The organism is Aminipila sp. (assembly GCF_032051575.1).
GTDB lineage: Bacteria > Bacillota > Clostridia > Peptostreptococcales > Anaerovoracaceae > Aminipila.
This window is the reverse complement of the sequence record NZ_DAMBYD010000001.1, coordinates 431570-455079: the sequence shown is the minus strand read 5'-3', so window position 1 is coordinate 455079 and position 23510 is coordinate 431570. Positions and strand designations below refer to the sequence as shown.

The 23510-nt window shown below is 37.5% G+C and carries 16 protein-coding genes; all 16 read right to left on the bottom strand.

Annotated elements, in window-relative coordinates; genetic code table 11:
* Nucleotides 1–352: 4-hydroxyphenylacetate 3-hydroxylase N-terminal domain-containing protein (locus RTW14_RS02200; RefSeq protein ID WP_312647885.1), on the bottom strand; the 352-nt coding region annotated here is incomplete at its 3' end.
* A 460-nt stretch (nucleotides 353–812) separates the two neighbouring features.
* Nucleotides 813–2489, bottom strand: a complete 1677-nt coding sequence (locus RTW14_RS02195) for an MBL fold metallo-hydrolase (RefSeq protein WP_312647883.1) — start codon at nucleotides 2487–2489, stop codon at nucleotides 813–815.
* A 93-nt stretch (nucleotides 2490–2582) separates the two neighbouring features.
* Complete coding sequence (gltA, locus tag RTW14_RS02190) at nucleotides 2583–3974, bottom strand: NADPH-dependent glutamate synthase (RefSeq protein WP_312647881.1); 1392 nt, start codon at nucleotides 3972–3974, stop codon at nucleotides 2583–2585.
* Nucleotides 3967–4815 (bottom strand): sulfide/dihydroorotate dehydrogenase-like FAD/NAD-binding protein, encoded by an 849-nt coding sequence (locus tag RTW14_RS02185; protein ID WP_312647879.1) that lies wholly within the window; start codon nucleotides 4813–4815, stop codon nucleotides 3967–3969. Before RTW14_RS02185 ends, gltA begins: the two co-directional genes overlap by 8 nt.
* Nucleotides 4808–8353 carry a pyruvate:ferredoxin (flavodoxin) oxidoreductase gene (gene nifJ / locus RTW14_RS02180; protein ID WP_312647897.1) on the bottom strand — a complete coding sequence of 1182 codons (3546 nt, stop codon included), beginning with the start codon at nucleotides 8351–8353 and terminating at the stop codon, nucleotides 4808–4810. The genes RTW14_RS02185 and nifJ overlap by 8 nt, the downstream gene beginning before the upstream one ends.
* Before the next feature lie 23 nt (nucleotides 8354–8376).
* Entirely contained in the window at nucleotides 8377–9681 is a 1305-nt protein-coding gene (locus RTW14_RS02175; protein ID WP_312647877.1) for a 4Fe-4S binding protein, read from the bottom strand.
* Between the two features lie 322 nt (nucleotides 9682–10003).
* On the bottom strand, nucleotides 10004–11266 hold the full coding sequence (locus RTW14_RS02170; protein WP_312647875.1) for a Zn-dependent hydrolase: 1263 nt from the start codon (nucleotides 11264–11266) through the stop codon (nucleotides 10004–10006).
* Nucleotides 11267–11300: 34 nt separating this feature from the next.
* The gene (gene preA / locus RTW14_RS02165; RefSeq protein ID WP_312647873.1) at nucleotides 11301–12554 is read right to left on the bottom strand and encodes an NAD-dependent dihydropyrimidine dehydrogenase subunit PreA; all 1254 of its coding nucleotides are present in this window, start codon (nucleotides 12552–12554) and stop codon (nucleotides 11301–11303) included.
* A gap of 1 nt (nucleotide 12555) precedes the next feature.
* Nucleotides 12556–13773 (bottom strand): FAD-dependent oxidoreductase, encoded by a 1218-nt coding sequence (locus tag RTW14_RS02160; protein ID WP_442871558.1) that lies wholly within the window; start codon nucleotides 13771–13773, stop codon nucleotides 12556–12558.
* Nucleotides 13774–13924: 151 nt separating this feature from the next.
* Nucleotides 13925–15031 (bottom strand): 4Fe-4S binding protein, encoded by a 1107-nt coding sequence (locus RTW14_RS02155; RefSeq protein WP_312647869.1) that lies wholly within the window; start codon nucleotides 15029–15031, stop codon nucleotides 13925–13927.
* 21 nt (nucleotides 15032–15052) lie between these two features.
* The gene (locus RTW14_RS02150) at nucleotides 15053–16105 is read right to left on the bottom strand and encodes a LacI family DNA-binding transcriptional regulator (RefSeq protein ID WP_312647868.1); all 1053 of its coding nucleotides are present in this window, start codon (nucleotides 16103–16105) and stop codon (nucleotides 15053–15055) included.
* An 89-nt stretch (nucleotides 16106–16194) separates the two neighbouring features.
* On the bottom strand, nucleotides 16195–18306 hold the full coding sequence (locus RTW14_RS02145; RefSeq protein WP_312647867.1) for a PTS sugar transporter subunit IIC/EAL domain-containing protein: 2112 nt from the start codon (nucleotides 18304–18306) through the stop codon (nucleotides 16195–16197).
* An 86-nt stretch (nucleotides 18307–18392) separates the two neighbouring features.
* Complete coding sequence (locus tag RTW14_RS02140; protein ID WP_312647865.1) at nucleotides 18393–19562, bottom strand: M20 family metallopeptidase; 1170 nt, start codon at nucleotides 19560–19562, stop codon at nucleotides 18393–18395.
* Nucleotides 19563–19610: 48 nt separating this feature from the next.
* On the bottom strand, nucleotides 19611–21017 hold the full coding sequence (locus RTW14_RS02135) for a YfcC family protein (protein WP_312647864.1): 1407 nt from the start codon (nucleotides 21015–21017) through the stop codon (nucleotides 19611–19613).
* 67 nt (nucleotides 21018–21084) lie between these two features.
* A complete protein-coding gene (locus tag RTW14_RS02130) occupies nucleotides 21085–22440 on the bottom strand; it encodes an amidohydrolase family protein (RefSeq protein WP_312647862.1) in 1356 nt (451 codons plus the stop codon).
* Between the two features lie 254 nt (nucleotides 22441–22694).
* Nucleotides 22695–23462 carry an IclR family transcriptional regulator gene (locus tag RTW14_RS02125; RefSeq protein ID WP_312647860.1) on the bottom strand — a complete coding sequence of 256 codons (768 nt, stop codon included), beginning with the start codon at nucleotides 23460–23462 and terminating at the stop codon, nucleotides 22695–22697.
* Between the last annotated feature and the right edge of the window lie 48 nt (nucleotides 23463–23510).

The following is a 23510-nucleotide window of genomic DNA, read 5'->3' as shown; positions in this document are numbered from 1 at the left end:
CATATGTAGTGGAGAATACTGCATTAAACGCATCCATTCCTACACATCTCTGGAAACATGACGCTGTTTTCTGTCCGCACAGTCTCTGCATCTTTACCTTTTTTCTTAAGTCATCTGTGCTCTGATGTAGATGAGCAAATCTATTTATGGTCTCTCCTGTTAAACTTGATGTAGTAGTCATCAAATCTGCATATTGAGGATCCTGGGCCAGTTCATAAGTCATAGCCACACAGTTGATGGAAGGTTTAATCATTGGATGATCTACCCAATTCTCAATCTTTTCACCAAACATGTAGACTCTGGTATTTAACTTTCTTAAACTCTCAATATACTGAGCTCCTGTCATTAACATAAAAAATCCTCCTTCTAATAATTCCAATAAACATAAATATAATTACTTTATATAATCAAGGTTTGTTGCAAGCATTTATGTTCCTCACCTTAATCAACCTATGATGCTGTTCTTTTGCCCTTATATAAAGCAATTCACATGCCAGTATACTTACTTTTCTATAACTAGATTTCATATTTATAACTTAGAACATTGAATTTACATATCTACAACTTTTCTTTTAAATTTTTGTTATTTATTTAATTTTCAGGTGATTGTTAATTTTGAGACATTTATGGCACATATGGGCAGCTTTGTCTTAATATTAACAAGTGAAATTGGGCAAATAAGGCACACTTTTTATGCCCAGTGTGCATCTATTGGCACGATTAAAAGTAAAAAAATCCACTATACCTCATTTTTTTATGAAATATAGCGGATTTTAATTTAGTTTAAATTAAGTGCTTAAAAACTAATATTTTTAAATTGTCTCTGCACAACATGGTTCTGTATGATCTTGCTTTGTAACCGCAGAACCTAAATTTAATGACATTTTTTCTAATTCTAATACAATATTATTTATTTCTGCAATTCTCTGAGGAGATAATTCCTCATCCATAGCAAGCTGAGTGTTATATAAAATCTTTTCCAGATCATAATGAATGTCAGAAATACGTTTCTTTATGTTTACTACACCTTCTTGATTTACAGCCTCTCTTAAGGCCTGTTCCTTGTTAACAATCTTATGATTTTCAAGTACAAACTCGGACACACCATCTACCACTGTAGCATCATACCCCAGCTCACTTTTTATTGTTTGTGCAAAATCATGCTTAGATTCTGTTTCACCATGAACTAAAAAGATTTCGCTAGGTTTTTCTGTAAAACCTGCAAGCCAGGATAACAGACCATTCCTGTCAGCATGCCCAGAAAATCCTTCAAGATTGTGGATTTCTGCATTTACGTGAATATCTTCACCAAATAGAGTTACATCCTTTACTCCGTCTACAAGCATTCTTCCCAAGGTGCCTTCTGCCTGGTAACCCACAAATATAATACTGGATTTTGAGTTCCAAAGATTATGCTTTAAATGATGTCTGATTCTTCCGGCTTCACACATTCCACTGGCAGAAATAATTACTTTTGGATGTTTATCCATGTTTAAAAACATAGAATCTTCCGTAGACCTTGTAAATTTTAAATTTTTAAAATCAAGTGGATTATCTCCCTTTAAAATATATTCTTTTGTTTCTTCATCAAATACTTGAGCATTTCTTCTAAAAACCTCCGTTGCTGTTGTCGCCATAGGACTGTCAACATAAACCATCAAGTTTTCTAACTGTTTTTTAATTTCTGAATTGTCTTGGTAAAAACGATTAAACTGATAAATCAATTCCTGAGTTCTGCCTACAGCAAAAGATGGTATAACAACAGTACCGCCTCGTTGAATAGTTTTTAATACAATCTTTATCATCTCATCAATGCTGGTTGAGTTCTCTGGATGGAGCCTATTTCCGTATGTGCTTTCCATAATCACATAATCAGCCTTTTTAATTATTGTAGGATTTCTTAAAATCGGCCTATTCATCACTCCTAAATCACCAGAAAACACGATTTTTGAAACGTTTCCATTTTCTTCCACCCAAAGCTCCGTAATTGCCGAACCTAAAATGTGACCTGCATCATTAAACACAATCTTCATTTCCTCGTTTAACTCTACTAACTGGTCATAAAGAACTGGTTTTATATATTTTAGGGAATCCACAGCATCATTGAAAGTATACAAAGGTTCAACAAAAGCCTTGCCAGCCCGCTCAGCCTTACGATTTTTCCATTCTGCTTCTTTTTCATGTATGTATCCACTATCTTTAAGCATTACCTCAACTAAATCAGCAGTTGCATCTGTACAATAAATTTCTCCCTTAAACCCTCTTTTTACAAGAAGGGGAATTCTTCCACAATGGTCAATATGTGCGTGACTTAATATAACGTAATCAATTTCTGCTGGATCAAAAGGAAAAGGTTCAAAGTTCATGGCTTCCATAGCCTTTCCACCTTGAAACTGCCCACAGTCCAATAAGATTTTATGTTTTTCCGTTGTAATTAAATGGCATGATCCTGTGACTCCTGATGCCGCTCCACAAAATTGAATCTTCATTTCCTAGACCTCCTAGCAATAAATATTATCTGAATGTATTGACAATTCAATTATACCCCTTTTTCTAACAAAAAACACCTTAATTTCGATTACTTAATTATCTTCAAAAAACTTATCAATACTTTCAGCCGCATTTTTACCAGCTCCCATTGCCAGAATAACTGTTGCTGCACCCGTTACTGCATCACCGCCAGCAAATATACCCGTATGACTTGTTGCTCCGGTTTTTTCGTCTGCACCTATACCACCTTTAGCATTTGCTTTCAGATTTTCTGTTGTATCCAGAATAAGTTTATTAAGTCTGGTCCCAATGGCCATAATAACAGCATCTACATCCAGGATAAAATTGGAGCCTTTCTTTTCAACCGGTCGTCTTCTTCCTGAAGCATCCGGTTCTCCCAACTCCATCTCAACACACTCTAAACCACAAACGTAAGCACGATCTGTGCCCTTGATTGCTACTGGATTAGTCAACATTTGAAACTTAATCCCCTCTTCCATAGCATGGTGAATTTCCTCCTTACGGGCAGGTATTTCATCCATAGAGCGGCGGTATACAATATAAACCTCTTCAGCACCCATTCGTTTTGCACAGCGGGCTGCATCCATGGCTACATTGCCTCCTCCAATTACAGCTACTCGTTTTGATATCTGTATAGGCGTATCATATTCTGGCTTATAAGCCTTCATCAAATTAATGCGAGTTAAATACTCATTTGCTGAATAAACTCCTAGCAAGTTTTCGCCTGGAATATTCATAAATTGTGGTAGACCTGCACCTGTTCCTACAAACACAGCTTCATATCCATCCTCAAATAATTCATCTACAGTCATGGACATACCAACAACTGCATTATTAATAAATTGAACCCCTTTAGCTTCTAGTTTAGAAACTTCATCCGCCACGATGGCTTTTGGCAGTCGAAATTCCGGAATACCATATGCCAGAACCCCTCCTTCTTTATGTAGACTTTCAAACACAGTAACCTCATAGCCCTTTGTGATTAAATCGCCTGCACAAGCAAGACCAGCCGGCCCCGAACCTACAACGGCAACTTTATGTCCATTGCCCTCTGCTTTTTCAATGATTTCATCGGTGCAATGTTCTCTATGCCAGTCAGCTACGAAGCGTTCCAAACGTCCAATTGCTACAGGCTGGCCTTTAACTCCTTGTACACACTTGCCTTCACACTGGTTTTCCTGTGGGCATACGCGGCCACAAATAGCAGGTAAGGAGCTTGTTGTGCTTATAATCTGATATGCTTCCTCAAATTCACCTATTGCAACCTTTGCTATAAATTCTGGAATACGTACTTTTACAGGACATCCTGTTGTACAAGGCTTCTTGCGGCAATGCAAACATCTCATTGCTTCATTAATTGCCATATCTTCTGTATATCCAATAGATACTTCTTTAAAATTTTTATTACGAACCATAGGATCCTGTTCAGGCATCGGGTTCTTTATTTTAACCAAATTAATCATGGTAACGAACACCTCCTGTCAAACGGCATATATGTGCCGTATCCTTCTTTTCCTGCTCTTTATAGAAAGAATTACGCTGAATAAGCTCATCCCAATTTACATCCTGTCCGTCAAACTCCGGTCCATCTACACAAACGAACTTGCTCTCGCCTCCAATAATCACACGACAACCACCGCACATACCCGTTCCATCGACCATATAAGCTGTGAGAGAAACTACAGTCTTGATGCCATATTTTTTTGTAAGCTGACAAATAAATTTCATCATAATTGGAGGGCCAACTGCAACAATTTCATCATATTGATTTCCTTCTTCAATAAGTTGTTTTAGTTTATCCGTTGTAAAGCCTTTTTCTCCATAAGACCCATCATCAGTGGTAATATAAAGTTTTGTAGTCCCTGCACTGAATTCATCTTCCAAAATCACTACATCCTTTGTCTGGAAGCCAGCGATCATGTCAACTTCAATGCCAGCATCATGCATACCTTTTGCAATAGGATATGCCAAAGCATTACCAGTACCACCTCCCACAACTGCGACTCTTTTCAGACCTTCCATCTCAGTGGGTTTTCCAAGTGGTCCAACAACATCAGCTAATTCATCCCCTACTTCAAATTGGTCAAGTAGTAAAGTTGTTTTACCTACCGCCTGATAAATAATTTCAACCGTGCCCTTCTCTGAATTATGACCAGCCATAGTCAGTGGAATTCTTTCACCATACTCATCTGTACGTAAAATAATAAATTGTCCAGGCTGTGCTTTTCTGGCTACTAAAGGTGCTTCAATTTCAAGCCATGTAATGGTTGAATTTAAACGTCGTTTTTCTACTATCTTATACATTTTTATATTCCCCTCCTTCTTCTGGTTCTAAGCTTTTCTTCTGCTTAACAAGAGAATTATATCTGTCTACAGCTATATCCTCTGCCTCAGCAAATAACTTCTTTGCTCTTTCTGGGAATTTTAATGTTAGAGAGTTATAACGAACCTCTCCCATGATAAACTCGTTGTAGCTTTCAGTAGGAACTGAGCTATCAACCGAAAGAGGGTTCTTTCCCTCTGCTGTCAATTCAGGGTTATACCTTAATAAGTTCCAATATCCTGCACGAACAGCTTTTTTCATTTCGAGCATTGATTTGTTCATACCTGCCTTAACACCGTGATTAATACAAGGCGCATACGCAATAACAAGAGATGGACCATTGTAACTTTCTGCTTCTCTTATTGCTTTCAACGTTTGTTCTGGGTTTGCACCCATGGCAACCTGAGCTACATAAACATATCCATAGGACATAGCAATCTGCGCAAGATTTTTCTTCCTAATAGCTTTTCCATTGGAAGCGAACTGTGCTACTGCGCCTACAGGAGTTGCTTTTGAAGCCTGACCACCTGTATTGGAATATACTTCTGTATCAAATACCAGTATGTTCACATTTTCACCTGATGCGATAACATGATCAAGCCCGCCATATCCAATGTCATAGGCCCATCCATCACCGCCAAACATCCACATGGATGGTTTAGGAAGCATATCTGAATTTTCTATAACATATTTTGCATCTTCATTATCTTTATTTGACTTGCACAATTCAAGAAGCGTACTACCTGCCTCCTCGGCAGCCTCAACATTATCCATACCTTTTATCCAAGCCCATGCAGCTTCCCTAAAATTAGGTTCTTCCGCAAGCCTTGTAACTGCAGACTTCATTTCATTTCGACGAGCCTTCATTGAAACGGTCATACCAAGACCAAACTCCGCATTATCTTCAAACAAGGAGTTTGACCATGCAGGTCCTCTTCCTTCTTTATTTACAGTATATGGTGTACTTGGGGCACTACATCCCCATATTGATGAACAGCCTGTTGCATTTGCAATAAACATCCTGTCACCAAATAATTGAGTTACTAATTTAGCATAAGGAGATTCTCCACAGCCAGGACATGCTCCTGAGAACTCCAGCAAAGGCTTCTTAAACTGGGTTCCCTTTACCGTATCTTCTTTAAATGGAATTTCTTTTTCTGTAACATGTTTCACTGCATAATTAAAGACTTTCTGGGCCTCTTCCGTTCCTTCTTCAGCAGTTACCATTTCCAAAGCTTTATTTCTTGCAGGGCAAACACTTGCACAAGAACCACAACCAGTACAGTCAAGTGCGGAAATGGCAATTGTAAACAGCTTGTCATCGCACCCTTTCATCTTGATAGCTTTTGCACCAGAAGCCTCTGCTTCCGCTTCATTCATTACAAATGGGCGGATAACACCATGTGGGCACGAATAAGAACACCAATTGCACTGCATACAGTTTTCTGGCAACCATTTAGGCACTTCCACTGCAATACCACGTTTTTCAAAAGCCGCAGTACCCGCTGGTATAAAACCGGCAACGGAGTCCATAAATTTGGAAACAGGAATTGAATCGCCACGCATTGCATTCGTTGGTTTAAGGATCTCTTTTATGTAATCTGTATGAACCTGATTACGGCCTTCAATAAGCTCTTCATCAAATGTATCCTCAGCATTTACCCACCCTGTAGGGATTTCAACCTTATGAATATTTTTTATACCTGCATCAACCGCTTGCAGGTTCATATTTACAATTTTTTCTCCCTTAATGCCATAGGTTTTTCTGATGGCATCTTTCATATATCCTACTGCTTTTTCAATAGGAATAATATTGGCAAGCTTGAAAAATGCTGCCTGAAGAACCGTATTCGTTCTTCGTGCGCCTAAGCCTATATTCATGGCAATACCTACAGCATCACAGGTATAGAATTGTACGTTATTCTTTGCAATATACCGTTTTGCTGCTGCTGGAATATGCTCATTCAGTTCTTCATCACTCCATGGGCAGTTAAGCAGGAAGAAGCCCCCTGGTTTAACATCCTGAACAATATCATACTTTTTCATATAGGAATGGTTGTGGCATGCGACAAAATTTGCCTGCTTAACATAATATGTGGATTTAATCTGCTTATCTCCAAATCGAAGGTGACTTATTGTAATACCTCCCGACTTCTTAGAATCATACTGGAAGTACGCCTGTACCTTCTTATCTGTATAATCACCGATAATCTTAATGCTATTTTTATTAGCGCCAACAGTTCCATCGGCACCAAGTCCCCAGAATTTGCAGGATACAGTTCCTTCTGCTGTTGTATCTGGATTCTTTGAGACTGGCAATGAAAGATAAGTAATATCATCTTTAATCGAAATGGTAAACTGGTTTTTAGGTTCTGATACCCAAAGATTTTCATATACTGCTAAAATATCTCCAGGTTGAATATCTTTTGAACCTAATCCATATCGCCCACCTACGATTGTAGCCTTTTCAAATACTGTACCTCTCAAGGCAGCTACAACATCAAGATATAAAGGCTCTCCAATTGATCCAGGTTCTTTCGTTCTATCCAATACAGCTATTCTCTTAACTGTCTCGGGCAGAACATTAAGAAGATACTTAGGGGAGAAAGGACGATAGAGATGAACTTTTACAATTCCAACCTTTTTACCCTGCCCATTTAAGTAGTCAACAATTTCCTCTGTTGCATCACAAACAGAACCCATAGCAATAATTATTTCTGTTGCATCCTCTGCCCCATAATAATTAAATGGTTTATAATCAGTTCCAATTTTTTCATTTATCTTGTTCATATACTCAGCCACAATATCTATGGTTTCTTCATAGCGTTTATTGCTGGCTTCTCTATGCTGGAAGAAAGTCTCTGGTTGTTCTGCTGATCCCTGGCTATGCGGATGCATTGGATGATTGGCTCTGCGACGGAAGTCCGCAACAGCCCCCCAGTCTACCATTGATCTTAAATCACTATAATCCCAGATTTCTATTTTTTGCTGTTCATGACTTGTTCTAAATCCATCAAAAAAGTGTAGCATAGGAACTTTACCAGCGATTGCTGAAAGATGTGCAACGGAAGCTAAATCCATAACTTCCTGCGGGTTATTTGAAGCAAGCATTGCAAATCCAGTTGAACGACAGCCCATTACATCTGAATGATCACCAAAAATGGATAGTGCATGTGAGGCTAAAGCCCTTGCTGCTACATGTAAAACTGCAGGGGTTTCCTCGCCTGCCAGCTTATACATATTAGGAATCATTAAAAGTAATCCCTGTGAAGCCGTAAATGTACTCGTATACGCTCCCGCTGCCAGCGAACCGTGCACTGCGCCAGCCGCTCCACCTTCTGATTGCATTTCAAGAACCTTTACTTGTTCTCCAAATATATTCTTTCTGCCCTCTGAAGCCCATTCATCTATATTTTCAGCCATAACTGAAGACGGCGTTATAGGGTAAATTGCGGCCACTTCTGAAAATGCATACGCTACGTGTGCTGCTGCAGTATTACCATCCATTGTTTTTAACATTCTCACAAAATCACTTCCTTTCATCATATGCCCAATGCTTTTCTTTGCAGATAATTAGCTTCTGGAACTACCATTTCCACAAGAGCAGTTCTTGAGCACATGTATGAGCATATTGAACAATTTTCACAGAGACTGCTATCAACTACGGCGTGTAAATCCTTTATGGTAATTGCCCCATTTGGACAGTTAGAAGCACAGTCACCACAGCCGATACATCCTTCTCCGCAAACTCTTAGTTTTTCATCACAGTTATATGTAGATGCGCACGCAACCAGTTTGCCTCCAACATATGGAACTTCAACAATTAGTTCATTTGGACAGGCTGCCACACAATCCAAACATCCAACACACTTATCAGGATCCACATGAGCTGTTCCATCAACCACTGCAATTGCATCATAGCGACATACCTTTGTACAAGCACCAAGACCTACGCAGCCAATCTGACAGATATCCATAGCTGCACTTCTAATCTTTGAAGCATCCGCACAAGTTTCAACGCCTAAAGCCTTAAACTTAGCATTTGCTTTCTTGCCGCCTCTGCATCTCACAAAAGCAATTTTATCCTTTAGCTTTGTTAAATCATGAAGCTCATCCACAATAATCTTCTTACGACATTTAACAGTACATGCTACACAGCCAACACATTTGTCATAATCAATAACTGCACAGTTATCAATTATAGTAATAGCACTTTCAGGACAGGCTTCTTCACAATCGCCACATCCGATACACCCACTGCCGCATATTTTTCTTGTTGTTTCTTCATCAGCTTTGGATGCACAAGGGATAAAATTGGTTGCTTCTCTTGGAATCATGATAATTAACTCCTGCGGGCACATTCCTACACAAGCACCACATCCATTACATTTCTCTTTATCTATTTTCACAACACCATCTACCAATGACATTGCATCAAATTTACACCTTTCTATACAGGAGCCAATTCCTATACAGCCATATTCACATTCCCCTTTTAAAAATCCTTTTTTTACAGCCGTATCACAACTAGAACTGCTTGTAAATCTTTTTTTACCTGCCGCTTCTCCTACACACCGTATAAAGGCAATTTTATCTGTTACTGGTTCCGTTTCAACGCCCATAATTTCCGCGATGGCACCAACATCATCCGCCGAACAAGCTGGGCATAAGGCTACAGATGCTCCCTCTGCAATTGCCATTGCGCATGCATGGCAGCTCTGGTAATTACAGCCTCCATAGCCTCCGCAATCTCCTCCCGGCAAGATTTCAGTAATCAATTTAATCATTTCGTCAATATTTTTTTTATTTGGCGCAGAAGTACAATTATTTTCCCGAATGTTATCCATTTACCTTTCCTCCTACAAATATTATTACTACAATATATCGTGGATACTGTATACATATGACTTGAAAAAAATAAACTTCTTCTTTGCTATACGGTTCCACAATATACCTATGTACTTAGCATAACATAGGGCGACAAAAAATCAACCCAAGTTTTTTAAATTTTCTATTAATTCCCCCCTTGTATTTATGCTGAAATCCCCTAAAATCTAACGTACTTATTAGACAATAAAAAAAAGAGGCCTCCAATTAAGCAGAGGCTTCTTTTGTTGTTGGTCAAGCAGTTTTAAATACTATTATGCTATATTAGGTTGCATAATTTGTTTAATCATTATCAGCTTTAAGCACAGCGTTAAGCATAACTGTTGCTCCATTTGTACATTGTTCTGGTGTAGAATATTCAGGCTCACAGTGAGACAAACCGTCCTTGCTTACGACAAAAATCATGGTAGTCGGAATCATATAGGAGCAGAATTGTGCATCATGCCCTGCCCCAGAGTGAATATACTGATGTTTTATCTCTGCTTCTTCTGCTGCCTCCTTAACATAGGCCACAAGCATTTTATCCCAATATACAGTATCTCTGGCCCAAGCTTCCTGTACCTGACACTTACATCCAGCCCATTCCTTTTCAGGTAGACTCTTAACTATAGCAAGCACCTGTTCCAGAACCTTAGGGTCTTCGTGTCTTACATCAATAGAAAAATCTACAAAATCTGGAATTACAGTATGTACGCATGGGTGGCATAAAATTTCTCCAGTAGTATAAACCAGCTCAGGTCTACCCAGCTTATCAATTTCTTCATGTAAGTAGCATAGTGCCTTGGAAGCTGCATATAATGCATCCCGTCTCTTTTGCATAGGAAAAGTTCCTGCATGAGCTGCCTGCCCATAAAATTTAATTCGATAGTTAAACATTCCCAGTACACAATCTACAACCCCAACTTCATTTCCGGCATCTTCAAGAATAGGGCCCTGCTCTATATGTAACTCAAACATACATTTATAATGATCCGGGCTGATTCTACTTTCTCGATCGCCCTTAAATCCACTATTCTCTAATGCCTGCCCAAAGGTCATTGAAGGGTCCAGCACGCTCTTTGACGCTAGCATGTTCTCATATCTAAAATTCTTAGCAATTTCACCAGGAAGGTAATCATTGCAGATTATTCCCGAAACCATCATAGCAGGGGGATACAATGATCCCTCTTCATTGGTCCAAATCATTGCGGTTAATGGGTGCTTATGGGGAATATTATTAGCGGCAACGGTCTCTAAAACTTCCATTGCTCCCATTACCCCTAAAATACCATCGTAATTTCCACCATTTTTTACCGAGTCACAATGGGAACCCATAACAATCCGCTTAGCCTCTGGATCACTGCCTGGTAATGTAGCATACATGCACGCTACATCATCAATTTCAATAATTGCACCGATAGCTTCCATTCTTTCTATAAAGTATTCTCTAGCCTGAACTGCCTCTGGTGATAGAGAATATCTTGTAATACCGCCGTGGCCGGCATCTCCGAAAGTACTAAAAGTCCTGATTTTTTCTTTCATTCTGTTTACATCACATCTATACATTATATACCCCCTTTAATTAAGCTATTATTTTCAATTATTCATAGATTTCTTTTAGCTGAATATCTGTCTGATTTCGCCCTTCCTTCCACTTAATTTCCCCTGGTGAAATGCAGCCCTGAACAGGACACACATTTAAGCATAAGTGACAGCCAACACAATTATCGTTTATTTCAGGACGTCGCTTCTCCTCGTTCCAGTCAATCGCCTGATGCGCACCATCATAACACGAAATGTAACATCTTCCACAGCCTATGCATTTCTCATCGTCAAGCTTAGGAATCAGTTTAAAATCTCTATTCAACTTCTCCGCCGGAATAATGTTCGGAAGTGCCAGACCAATAAAATCTTCTAATTTATTATATCCGTGTTCATCCATAAAATGACTAACGCCACTTATCATATCTTCTACTATTCTATATCCATACTGCATGATAGCTGTAGTAACCTGAATATTTCTGCATCCAAGTAGTAAAAATTCAACACAGTCCTTCCATGTTTCAATACCGCCTATGCCTGAAATTTCACTCTTCCCTATTCCTTCATTCTGCATAAGCTGAGCAATGAACCTAAGCGCTATTGGTCTTATAGCAGCACCTGAGTACCCAGAAATAGAAGATTTACCATTTACTACAGGCATTGCCGTCATATTTTCGAAATCTATATTTGTAATAGATTTTATCGTATTAATAGCCGATATTCCTAATGCTCCGCCCTCTAATGCTGCCAGTGCAGGTATTTCCATGTTTGTAATATTGGGTGTCATCTTAGCGATAAAAGGCGTTTTTGTAACACCTACTACAGCTTCACAGTATGACTTTACAAGTTCTGGATTGGTTCCTACGTCAGAACCCATAGCATGAGATGTCATTTGCGGACAAGAGAAATTTCCTTCTATAAGATCTGCACCTGCCTGGTCACACATTTTAGCAAGTTCTCTCCATTCCTCCTCACTGGATCCCATAATGGATGCCACCATTACATGGTCTGGATAATCTCTTTTTAACCTCATCATATTTTCAAAATTTATCTCGGTAGGCTTATCAGAAATCTGCTCCATGTTTTTAAATCCAAGCCAAGGTAATCCCTCTTTATTTGTCTGGTCAAATCTTGGGGAACATTCATCAGCCACAAAGATACCAATGGTCTTGTAAAATACACCGCCCCAGCCAGTTTCAAAGCACTTGGCAACCATATCGTAATTGCTGCCTACGGGTGAAGATGAAAGGAAAAATGGATTCATACAATGTACACCTAAATAATTTATTGATAGATCTTTCTTAACTGCCATTTTACTTCACTCCTTTCTTTTCCATATACTCAATAATAGATGCTGCTGATTCTTTTCCCTCTGCCACCGCTTCCACAACAGTCTTTCCACCATTAACAATATCTCCTGCTGCAAAAACATGAGCAGCCTCCAAGTCCTTACTAATATCTGCGCCCTGCTGTCCAATTGCAAATACAATTGTATCACAAGAAATTTTTAGTTCTGAAAGATTATCTCTTCCTTTAAATTTTGCAAATTCTACACAGGTGCATCCTTTTACTTTCACCGGCGCCATATTTGTTGTTAGCCCGATACCAAGAGAGAGTGCATATTGAAACTCTGCCATGTTACCTGGGGCTTCCTCCAAAGTTCTTCTATAAACAATACGAACCTCTTCTGCACCTAATAGTTTAGCCGTAACAGCGCAGTCCACTGCCACATCTCCACCACCTACGATTACAACCTTTTTACCTTGGTCAAAATTTTCTTTATCAGTTCTTGCTGCTTTCAAATAATCTAAGGCACAATATACACCTTTTAAATCTGTACCCTCCATTCTTGGAAGGTTTGGTTCCCATAATCCTATGCCCACAAAAACAGCATCGAATTCGCTTAGCTCAGATAGTTCCACACTCTTCCCAAATTCAAAGTTCACTCCTAACTTTTGAATTTGTTCGATATCATAGTCCACAACTTCCTGTGGCAATCTGCTTGGAACTATTCCATAAGTAAGAACCCCTCCTGCTTTTCGTTCTTTTTCAAATATCGTTACTTGATATCCTGCTTTCGCAAGCTCTGCAGAGCAGACAAGCGATGCAGGCCCTGCACCAATACAGGCAATCTTTCCTTCTTTTTTAATTTCTAATGCTTTTAATGTACACATACCAAAAATTTGCTCTTGTTCAATGGCATATCTTTGCAGTCTGCCTATTTCTATTGGTCTATCTATACCACATCTGCTGCAAGCTTCTTCGCAAAGTCTGTCATACGGGCATATTCTTGCACAAGTGCCACCTAATGGGTTATTTTCCCGAATAGTTTCTGCTGCACCCTTTACATTCCTAAATCTTATGGAACGTATAAACTTAGCTGGATTTGTTCCTGCAGGGCATCCTTTACTGCAGGGTGCGTCATGGCACAACAAGCATCTTGCTGCTTCTGCCATTGCTGTTCTATGGGTAAATCCACATACAGCTTCTGAAGTATACTTACCCTTAACTACTTTACTCAACTTTGTCATCCCCCTTTTAATCCATAATTATAAAAGCTATTATACTTAACCCTATATATAACATTCATTTGATGTAACCAGTTACAGTATATTCAGCCGGATTCATTTTCAGAATATTATAATATTTAAAGTTTGGTTTTAAATAAACCTCCCTTTAAAATTACCACATTAAGGACAACTTCTTTTGAGGGCAGACAGAACTGCACAATCCACAACCTTCACACAAACTTTTGTTTATATTTACATTTTCTCTCTTTTTTTCTATTGCTCCATAAACGCATACATTTAAGCATTTGTTACAATCTGTCATGCATCCCTTCTGATCTGCAACACAATTTGCCGGACCGACTTTCATTTCATCAAATGACTTTAAATTTTTTAATGCTTTTCCCCTTATCTGGCTCACCTGAGTAATATTTCTTTTTTCCCCCCAATTTTCAAGACCAGAAATAATCTCTGTAATTTTGCCATATCCATTCAGCATTACGGCTGTTCCTACTTGTACTGCTGAAGCTCCTAGCAATATGTATTCCAGCACATGTTCATAAGTTTCTATCCCTCCTATACCGCAGATGGGTAAATCTACCGCTTGCGCAACTGTTGCCACTGACGCTAGTCCAAGTGGTCTGATTGGAGCTCCTGAATACCCCCCATAAGTACTAAGTGTAGGTTCACATTTTTCTAAGTCTACACCTAGAATGCACCTTATGGTATTAATAGCACTGACCGCTGAAGCTCCCCCTTCTTTTGCTGCTTTTGCTACTCTTGATATATTTGTAACATTTTGAGAAAGCTTTACGATAACTGGAATTTTTACATTAGATACAACTTCCCTTGTCATCTGTTGAATAGCTTCTGGATCAGAGGCAACTATTTCTAGTGACTCCCACATAGGATTTGATAGACTTATTTCAAGTGCATCCGCCCCAAACAATTCCATTTTTGATGCTAAATAAGCCAATTCTGAAGGCGTACTTGCGGAGATGCTTGCTATAACAATCCCTCCCGCTTCCTTGGCATAATCCATATCCTCCTGCCAGCCTTCTACTTGTATGTCACTATACAATTTTATATTTTGTAACCCAAATCCATCATATGCAGTTCTTGGACATATATCTGTCAGTGAATCTGTTATGATTGTTTCAGTTACCACTGCGCCAGCGCCGGCTTCTATACCTTTTCTTATGCTTTTCCCATCCCTGCTCCAAGGGCCTGCTGCCAGCAAAACTGGATTTTTCATTTTTAACCCTAAAAAATCGGTTCTCATCTGAGCCTCCATTCCATTCTCTCACTTGCATGGAAACATTTCTTGCAGTCTGTCAGTATGTCCGCAAGATTTCCTGATTTTTATTTTAGCTTGAAGAAGTATTTCCGTGTTACGTTGTTTGTCCATTGCCTCCTGGTCTTCTAATCTCATACTTTCAATAATGTCAAATAGCAGCCTTGCCCCAACTACACCTAATTTGTGGTGAGGTTTAACTACTGTGGTAAGCTTCGGTTCTATAAGATTGGACATTTTTATATCATCAAACCCCATTACAGAAATTTGTTCTGGTATTTTTATCTTGTAATCTTTCATTGCATCAATTACCCCAAATGCTATAGAATCACTGGTAGCAAAAATGGCCTGCGGGATGTCCTTCATCTCTGCAAACTTTTTGCCCCCTATGTATCCTCCTTCTATGTCATTGGCTGTCTTTAAAATATAATTTTCATTTATATCGATTGCTGCATCTTCCAAAGCTTTTTTATAGCCTTCAACTTTTCTTATATTTTCAATTCTAGGCGTATCTCCATATAGGATTGCTATTTTACTATGGCCCATTTCAACCAGATAACTTATTGCCTTATATGCGGCATCAAAACAATCAATACGTACACCTGGCACATTAGGTTTATCTTTATTTTCTCCTATCATGACTACTGGTACACCGTGATTGTAAGTGTTTTCTATCAGGGCTGCATCTAAATTGGACGAAATCAGAACTATGCCATCCACTTTTCTATGAATGAGACTTTCTAAATACTGCTTCTCCTTTTTTACATCATTTTCTACATTGCACATAAAAGTAATGTAGCCTTTTTGATGGGCCACATCTTCAACCCCTTTTACAATTTCCATATTAGCAGGATTTAAAATATGAGGAATCATTAACCCTATAGTCTTTGTTTTATTAAAATTAAGCCCTCGTGCAAACCAATTTGGCGTATACCCCTCTTCAACCATTATCTTCTCAATTTTTTCTTTTGTATCTGGTGCTACAGTTTCCGGATGATTTAATACTCTGGAAACTGTAGCTACTGATACTCCAGCTTCTTTTGCAATTTGTTTGATATTCATTTTCTTAAAGTCTCCCTTTACTCATAAATACACAAACCATATAAAAAAAGACATTTGTAATTAAATTTATTACAAATGTCTAAGTTATATTAATTCTTTTTTAAGTAATCTATGAAATTTTCGATGGGTATTGCTGGACTATATAAATATCCCTGGTATTTCAGACAGCCTATACGTTCTAAAGCTATTTGTTTTTCCCTGCTTTCTACATATTCAGCAAGCACAGAAAATCCTAGTGAATCCGCCAGATATATGATAGAAGACACAATATTTCTGCTTCTGATATTTGAATCTATTTCTTTAACCAGACTTCCATCTAACTTAACTAAGTCAAATCGATTATTCTGAAGGTATTTTATTGATGTAGACCCCATAGAAAAATCATCTATGGCTAGTAAATACCCCATTTCATGTATTTCAACAAGAATCTTATGCAGATTTTCATTTAACATTAATGTATCCTGTTCCGTTATCTCTATACAAATCTGATGCTTTTTAATTTTATTTATTATTGTAAATTGTCTTAAAAACTCAATGAATGATTGTCTCTGTATAGTCTGAGGTGAAACATTAACACAAATCGTATATTTTCTTTGTGCCTTATGGTTGATTTGTTCTATATGCTGTGCCACAACTTCAAATATACATTCTTCTAATTCTTCTAATATCTGTGCCTCTTCTGCAAGTTTTATTATAAGCGGAGGATAAATTATACCAAATACAGGATGCTTCCATCTTAATAAAGCTTCTGCCCCTATACAGTGTTCCTTATTATCATGCTGAGGCTGATAATGCATATCAATTTTCTTTTCATCAATTGTATTTTTTAAATGTGCCGCCAGTAGTTTAGCCACTGTCCCAACCGAATCCGACATATCTGTTAAAACCATTGGCACATTATTTTTTTCATTATTCTTAAAAAGTGTAATTAATGACTCAAGATTTTTATATCCTGCTTTTAATATCTCTTGATCATAAGCACATACATAGGGTTTGTAAATAAATATTCCCACTATCAAATTAAACAGTTGAAGTGCACATCCTCTCACAGATCCTGTAGCAAGATACCCTCCAAGAAAGATAGGGGTAGTCCATTCCACTTGTACCGTGGGGATAGGTACTATCCCTGTTTTCATGGCAATATATGCTGTAAATAAGCATACTAATGGCGTTAACATAAACGGTATGAATAACAAATAATTAAAAGCCACTGGTAGTCCAAATATCATCAATTCATTTATATTAAAAATCATTGGAAATACCGATAATTTAGCTAAATTTCTGTTTTTCTTCCTCTTACTGAAAAGTAAGAGTGCCGCCAGGAGGCACAAAGATGACCCGCAGCCTCCCATTAAAATAAATACATCAAAAAATGTTTTTGAGAAAATCTCTGTTGCAGGCATTCCCATTATTAAATGGTTCACGTTATCTTGCATTGCTGGGAGAAATAAATTTTGATTAACACTTTCAAGTGCATCACTGCCATGTATGCCAAAAAACCAAAGCAAAGTTGATATAAAAACAAAGCAAATTGCACTGCCTAAGGAACAGCTAAGATGAGAAAGCGCGTTATTGCTTATGCCTATTAAAAACGCATTAAAGCTACTCACATTAAAGTTGTGTACAATAAACATGTCCAATACTGAATATATCAGGACAACAAATATAAATGGAAAAATAATAGAAACCGTATCATTAAAAACTGTATCTACACCACTTATAAGAAGTTTTAATTTATGATCTATGATTTTTTTTAAAAAGAAGTACATATAGGTAGAAGTAAGAGAGATAAAGATGGCTGTAAACATACTGTCTATACCAAAATTGTCTGTAACAGATGAGGAATCTTCTATTAGAATTCCACTTATGAGTATAAAGCATGTTAATGCAGTCAATGGAGCTCCTATTGATCCCCCCTTCATATCTTTTACCCTGTTTAAGCTGATACTTATAGAGAGAACCATATACAATGAAAGCATTCCAAACGTCGCATTATAAATGGTTGAAAACAAATCAACCAAAATGCCTTCACCAAAATTCTTTAAAAACTGCTGATACTGTGCTATTGGCAAACTTTTAAACAGCAAAGAAAAAGATCCCAGCATAAGGATTGGAATCACCATAACTAAGCCGTTACGAATGGATTTTATAGCATCTGTCTCTTCTAATTTATTAAAAAAGTTACTATAGCTAAGCCTCATACAAAAGCACCCCTATAATATTATACATTATTACACAGTAAAAGAAACCATATTTTGCTATATGGTTTCTTTTACTGTTACTATATCTATTTCAAGAAATCTTCTTTCATAGATTCAAACTTCTTTTTATCTGTGAAAATTTTTAAAACTTGAAGGATTAATATTTTGGCTCCATTGATAATTCCGTCATAAGCCCAAGGTGACTTCACCGCCTTTGCAAACTCTCTTGTATGAATGGCCACTGTTGAATCTACTATTTGTAAAATAGGATGGAAAGTTGGACAGACCATACTTACATTCCCTGCATCTGATGATCCGAAGACTCTTTCTGTATCACCTATTTCAAGTTCCAATTCTTCATAGATTTCTGCAAGTACTGCCAGACCTGTATGATTTCCCTTTAAATTATCATAGGACTCTGCAGTAGGTGTCTTTTCAAAAGTAGTCTGAGTTGCTATAGCTGCTCCTCTGGCGCAATCATCTATTTTCTTCACTAATTCATTTAAATATTCTCTGCTCATAGACCTTATATAGAACTCTGCTGATGCAGTTTCTGGAACAATATTAGGTGCAAGACCGCCATCCCTTACCACACCATGGATTCTTACATCTGGTTTAACATGTTGTCTTAGCATATCTATGGCATGAAACATTAGCTGAACCCCATTCAGTGCGTTATTTCCCTCCCAAGGAGCTGCCGATGCATGAGCAGCTTTGCCATGAAACTCATAAATAAATGAATCCAATGCCTGAAGTCTGGGGGCTAAAAGGTTTTCGCCAAACAAATGAACCATCACGGCCATATCATATTGATTAAATACACCGTTCTTTACCATGGTGCATTTTGCCCCCTCTGTTTCTTCAATAGGAGTCCCTATTATATCTATATCTGCATCTAATGCATCCTGCATTTCTTTAAGGCTTAATCCGGCAAGTATGCTAATAGCTGCACTCGTACAATGTCCACAGGCATGCCCGATGCCAGGTAATGCATCATATTCTGTCATAATTGCAATTTTACGGCGATGCTTTCCCTCCCCATATGTGGCCTTAAATGCTGTTTCATATCCTACAAATGGAAACTCCACCTCATATCCCTGTTCTCTTAGAATTTCTACAATTTTACGTGAAGATTCAAATTCCGCTCCTGAAATTTCAGGATTATCCGCCAAATAATCATTTAAATCATTGCATAATTTTTTATAAGATTCAATATTTGAATAGGCTTGTTTTTTTAATTGCTCATAATTTTCCATGTCATTCCCCTTCATAAACAACTTATCTAAGTTTCATTTATATTACACTTAGAAAGGTCCAAAGTGTATCATCTGTGCAATGATAACAAATATAGCACCAGCTAAGTACCAAAGCATAATTGCTGGTAAAATCCATTTAGCCCACTTAGTCCAAGGGATTTTAGCAAGTGCAAGACCTGCCATAAAATATCCCGAAGTAGGTGTAAAGATATTTGATATACCATCACCAAGCTGGAATGCAAGCACCGCTGTCTGTCTTGTTACTCCTACTATATCTGATAAAGGAGCCATAATTGGAATAGATACCGCTGCCTGACCACTTCCGGAAGGAATGATAAAATTTAATAAACATTGGAAAATATACATACCTACCGCAGTAACTGCAGACGGTAATGTGGAAAGCAAACTTGCAGAAGAATATAAAATAGTATGAATAATATTTCCGTCTGTTAAAACAACTAAAATGCCTCTTGCAAAACCTACTATTAAAGCTCCCGCTGCCACTCCTGCCATACCTTTACCAAGTGACTCTGCAAAACCATTTAGTCCTAACTTTCCTATTAGTGCTACAATGATAGCCATTCCTAAGAATAATGCTGAGATTTCGTTGAAATACCATTCATATTTTATAACTCCATAAATTAGTAAGGCAATTGAAGCAACAAATACTAAAAGTATTAATTTTTCTCTGCCACCAAATTCATGCAGATTATCAAGATCCAGGTTATCTTCCCTCTGTCTGTCGATTTCATACATCGAGCTAAGCTGAGGATTTTTTTTAATCTTACTTGCATAGCGCATCACAAAGGTTATTGCAATACCCACCATTACAACAAATACAACAAGTCTAAATTGTAGTCCAGAAAAAAGCGGTAATTCTGCTATACCCTGAGCAACACCAACCGTAAATGGATTCATAAAAGCACCCGCAAACCCTGCACCTGCTCCCATTAGTACCATAGCTGTACCTGTTATGGAGTCAAATCCCAAGGCAATGCACAAACTTACCATTATGGGTATAAAAGGTAAGGTTTCTTCCGCCATACCAATAACAGCGCCCCCAAAGGCAAAAGCGGCCATTATAACTGGAATAAGCAGCGTTTCTTTGCCTGAAAAAATTCGGGTTAATCTACCTAACCCTGCTTCTATAGCCCCGGTGTCCTGCAAAACTCCAAAACTACCGCCTACGATAAATATAAAAAATATTATTCCTGCTGCTTCATTCATTCCTCTAGGAATAGAGGTTAAAAATCCCATTACATTTACGGGGGAACTTTCGGTACTGTGGTAAGTAGATGGGTCAACGACTTCTCTACTAGTTCCATCCTCTGTCTGAATAGTCATCATGTCATAATTTCCAGCAGGGATTATGTACGTTAGCGCCGAACAAACTAAAATAATGGCTATTAGCAATACATATACATGGGGCACCTTCAATTTCTTCTTCTCTTCCATTTTTACTTCCTCCTTAATAAACTGATAATATATAATTTCCATTATGACTTTTTTACGTCATAGGTCATTATTTATATGAAATAAATCTTCCTGCTTGATTATTTATAATATTATTGTGGTCTACCGCAATTATACCGTTTACTATTACATAACCTAAACCCACAGGCGGTATATTTAAGTCTGAAAAATCTGCGCCATCTTTTATTGTTTCTGGATTAAATATGGTAATGTCTGCATCACATCCTTCAAAAACCTGCCCCTTCGTACTAAGCTCTAACCGCTTAGCCGGCTCAAGGGTGATTTTTCTTAAAGCATCCAGCAAGGATATTACCTTATCCTCCCTAACATATTTACCTAGTACTCTTGGGAAAGTACCAGCCGCTCTAGGATGCCCATTACCATTATTAATAATGCCATCACTGGCTATCATTCCATATGGATTGGCAATTGCTTCTGCAATTTCATCTTCATTCATAACAAATGCTACTACTAACATCTCTGGATTTTCTTTTCTTATTTTTTCAAATAAATTTTTATCACAGAATTTGTTTTTAAACGCTCCATCCGTTAGAAGAATACTATCATATGATTTCCCCCAAGTTTCAAAACATCCATCATCGAATACAGTGGAACCAATTTCTGTTGAAAATGCACTATATGGATAGGTATCATAATTAATTTTAGGATTCTTTTCAATCTCATGATTAATCAAATCAAGTGCTTCTTTCATTTGACCCATAGCAGAACAACTGCTTAAATGAGAAATCTGAAACTTCATATGTGATTTATCTGCAATACTAATCATTTCTTTTATTGCATGAATAGCTTTGGTAGAATCCGACCTGTAATGAACTGAAACCAATAAATTTTTATCATTAAAATTTCCTAGAATGTTCATTATTTCATCCACGTCCATACCCGGGTCATATTCAATGCCAAAGGAAAAACCATAAGCTCCTTCATCAATTTCCTGTTTCATAATTTCCAAAAGCTTCTTCTGTTGTTCCTTATCCGCTTTTGTATATGTATTCACTCCAATTTTATTTCTAAATGAATTGTATCCTACTAACATAAGATAATTTACTGGTGATCCTCCAATTTTGTTTATTGTGTTTTTAAACAATTCTAGATTCTGATGCTGGACACCGCAATTTCCACCAAGGCAAGTAGTAACACCCATTTTCAGCATCATTTCAGCAATAACAAACTTCTCACCTTCATGGATAAAGTCCTCTTCATGCATGTGAATGTCAATAAATCCTGGTGATACAATCTGCCCTCTTGCATCAATTATTTTTTTTGCATCACTTGTAATATGACCAATTTCAACAACTTTTCCATCTTTTATACCTATATCATTTTGAACCATTTGTTCTTTTTGATAATCAGGATGGATTCCTCCAGAAATAAGTATGTCTAACATAGTTTTTCCTACTTTCAAAGTTAATTTACATTTTATAAAGACCTTGCAGGTTATCGTTTTCAGTCCATAATATGGACCTTATTTTGCAATATGGACTTTTATAAAACTTTACAACAGTATATCACCACTTTTTGTTATGGTCAACAATTTTTAGAAAATTCGGAAGTAAAATTTTAACTAATAAAAAAACTGCAGTTTAGCTGCTTTTGGCTAAACTACAGTTTTTAATAATATATAGTTATTGTGTATATTTATTACAACAAAATCGTTTTTAATTCAGACACTCCCTTAAAAATTTCATCTAAATAATGTTTTTTTTCATTATGGAATTTTAAAGACTTAATAGCACCTAAGGCTATACATCCTGCAAGACTTCCATCCTGTTTAAAAACTGGAACACCCAATCCCACCGTTCCATCTAAATACTCATCTTCACTTTCTCCATATCCACGTTCTTTTATTGCTCTATACTCTTCTAACAATTTTTGATGATCCATAATGGCTCCTGGAGATACATATTTTAACACTAAATTGGGAACTATTTCGCTCAATTCTTCATCTGTATGGGAAAAAGCCATAAGCACCTTACCATAACATCCGCTATTAATTGGATAAATTGCCCCTGCCATATATCTTATCCGGGAATCCTGCATTTGAGATTCGTACATACTAACAACATCTGTTCCTTCTAGTACTGCATACCCAACTTGTTCCCCCGTAGCACTGGCTATATGTTCAATAACCCTTCGTATTTCCATATATATATCCATATTATTAGCATACACCATCCCCATCTGGTATGCCCTGTACCCAATCGTATATTTCCCTTCATAATTACGTCTCACGTAATTTTCTTCCTCGAGAGTATTTAATATTCGGTGCACTGTAGGTTTACTGAACCCTGACTTCTCACTTAATTCCTTTGCAGAATACATATATGGTTTATCTGTAAAGGCATTCAGTATATGTAAGGTTTTTTCAATAGCGCCAATTTTTTGGGACGCTTCATCCTCATTATGCATAATCTAAAATTCCTTCCCCATTAATTTTTTACTATTTGTAGTATATCA

What these genes read in the sequence shown, in the direction of transcription:
- RTW14_RS02195 (WP_312647883.1), bottom strand. Translation starts at nt 2,489, where the DNA reads ATGAAGATTCAATTTTGTGGAGCGGCATCAGGAGTCACAGGATCATGC.
- gltA (WP_312647881.1), bottom strand. Translation starts at nt 3,974, where the DNA reads ATGATTAATTTGGTTAAAATAAAGAACCCGATGCCTGAACAGGATCCT.
- RTW14_RS02185 (WP_312647879.1), bottom strand. Translation starts at nt 4,815, where the DNA reads ATGTATAAGATAGTAGAAAAACGACGTTTAAATTCAACCATTACATGG.
- nifJ (WP_312647897.1), bottom strand. Translation starts at nt 8,353, where the DNA reads ATGTTAAAAACAATGGATGGTAATACTGCAGCAGCACACGTAGCGTAT.
- RTW14_RS02175 (WP_312647877.1), bottom strand. Translation starts at nt 9,681, where the DNA reads ATGGATAACATTCGGGAAAATAATTGTACTTCTGCGCCAAATAAAAAA.
- RTW14_RS02170 (WP_312647875.1), bottom strand. Translation starts at nt 11,266, where the DNA reads ATGTATAGATGTGATGTAAACAGAATGAAAGAAAAAATCAGGACTTTT.
- preA (WP_312647873.1), bottom strand. Translation starts at nt 12,554, where the DNA reads ATGGCAGTTAAGAAAGATCTATCAATAAATTATTTAGGTGTACATTGT.
- RTW14_RS02160 (WP_442871558.1), bottom strand. Translation starts at nt 13,773, where the DNA reads ATGACAAAGTTGAGTAAAGTAGTTAAGGGTAAGTATACTTCAGAAGCT.
- RTW14_RS02155 (WP_312647869.1), bottom strand. Translation starts at nt 15,031, where the DNA reads ATGAGAACCGATTTTTTAGGGTTAAAAATGAAAAATCCAGTTTTGCTG.
- RTW14_RS02150 (WP_312647868.1), bottom strand. Translation starts at nt 16,105, where the DNA reads ATGAATATCAAACAAATTGCAAAAGAAGCTGGAGTATCAGTAGCTACA.
- RTW14_RS02145 (WP_312647867.1), bottom strand. Translation starts at nt 18,306, where the DNA reads ATGAGGCTTAGCTATAGTAACTTTTTTAATAAATTAGAAGAGACAGAT.
- RTW14_RS02140 (WP_312647865.1), bottom strand. Translation starts at nt 19,562, where the DNA reads ATGGAAAATTATGAGCAATTAAAAAAACAAGCCTATTCAAATATTGAA.
- RTW14_RS02135 (WP_312647864.1), bottom strand. Translation starts at nt 21,017, where the DNA reads ATGGAAGAGAAGAAGAAATTGAAGGTGCCCCATGTATATGTATTGCTA.
- RTW14_RS02130 (WP_312647862.1), bottom strand. Translation starts at nt 22,440, where the DNA reads ATGTTAGACATACTTATTTCTGGAGGAATCCATCCTGATTATCAAAAA.
- RTW14_RS02125 (WP_312647860.1), bottom strand. Translation starts at nt 23,462, where the DNA reads ATGCATAATGAGGATGAAGCGTCCCAAAAAATTGGCGCTATTGAAAAA.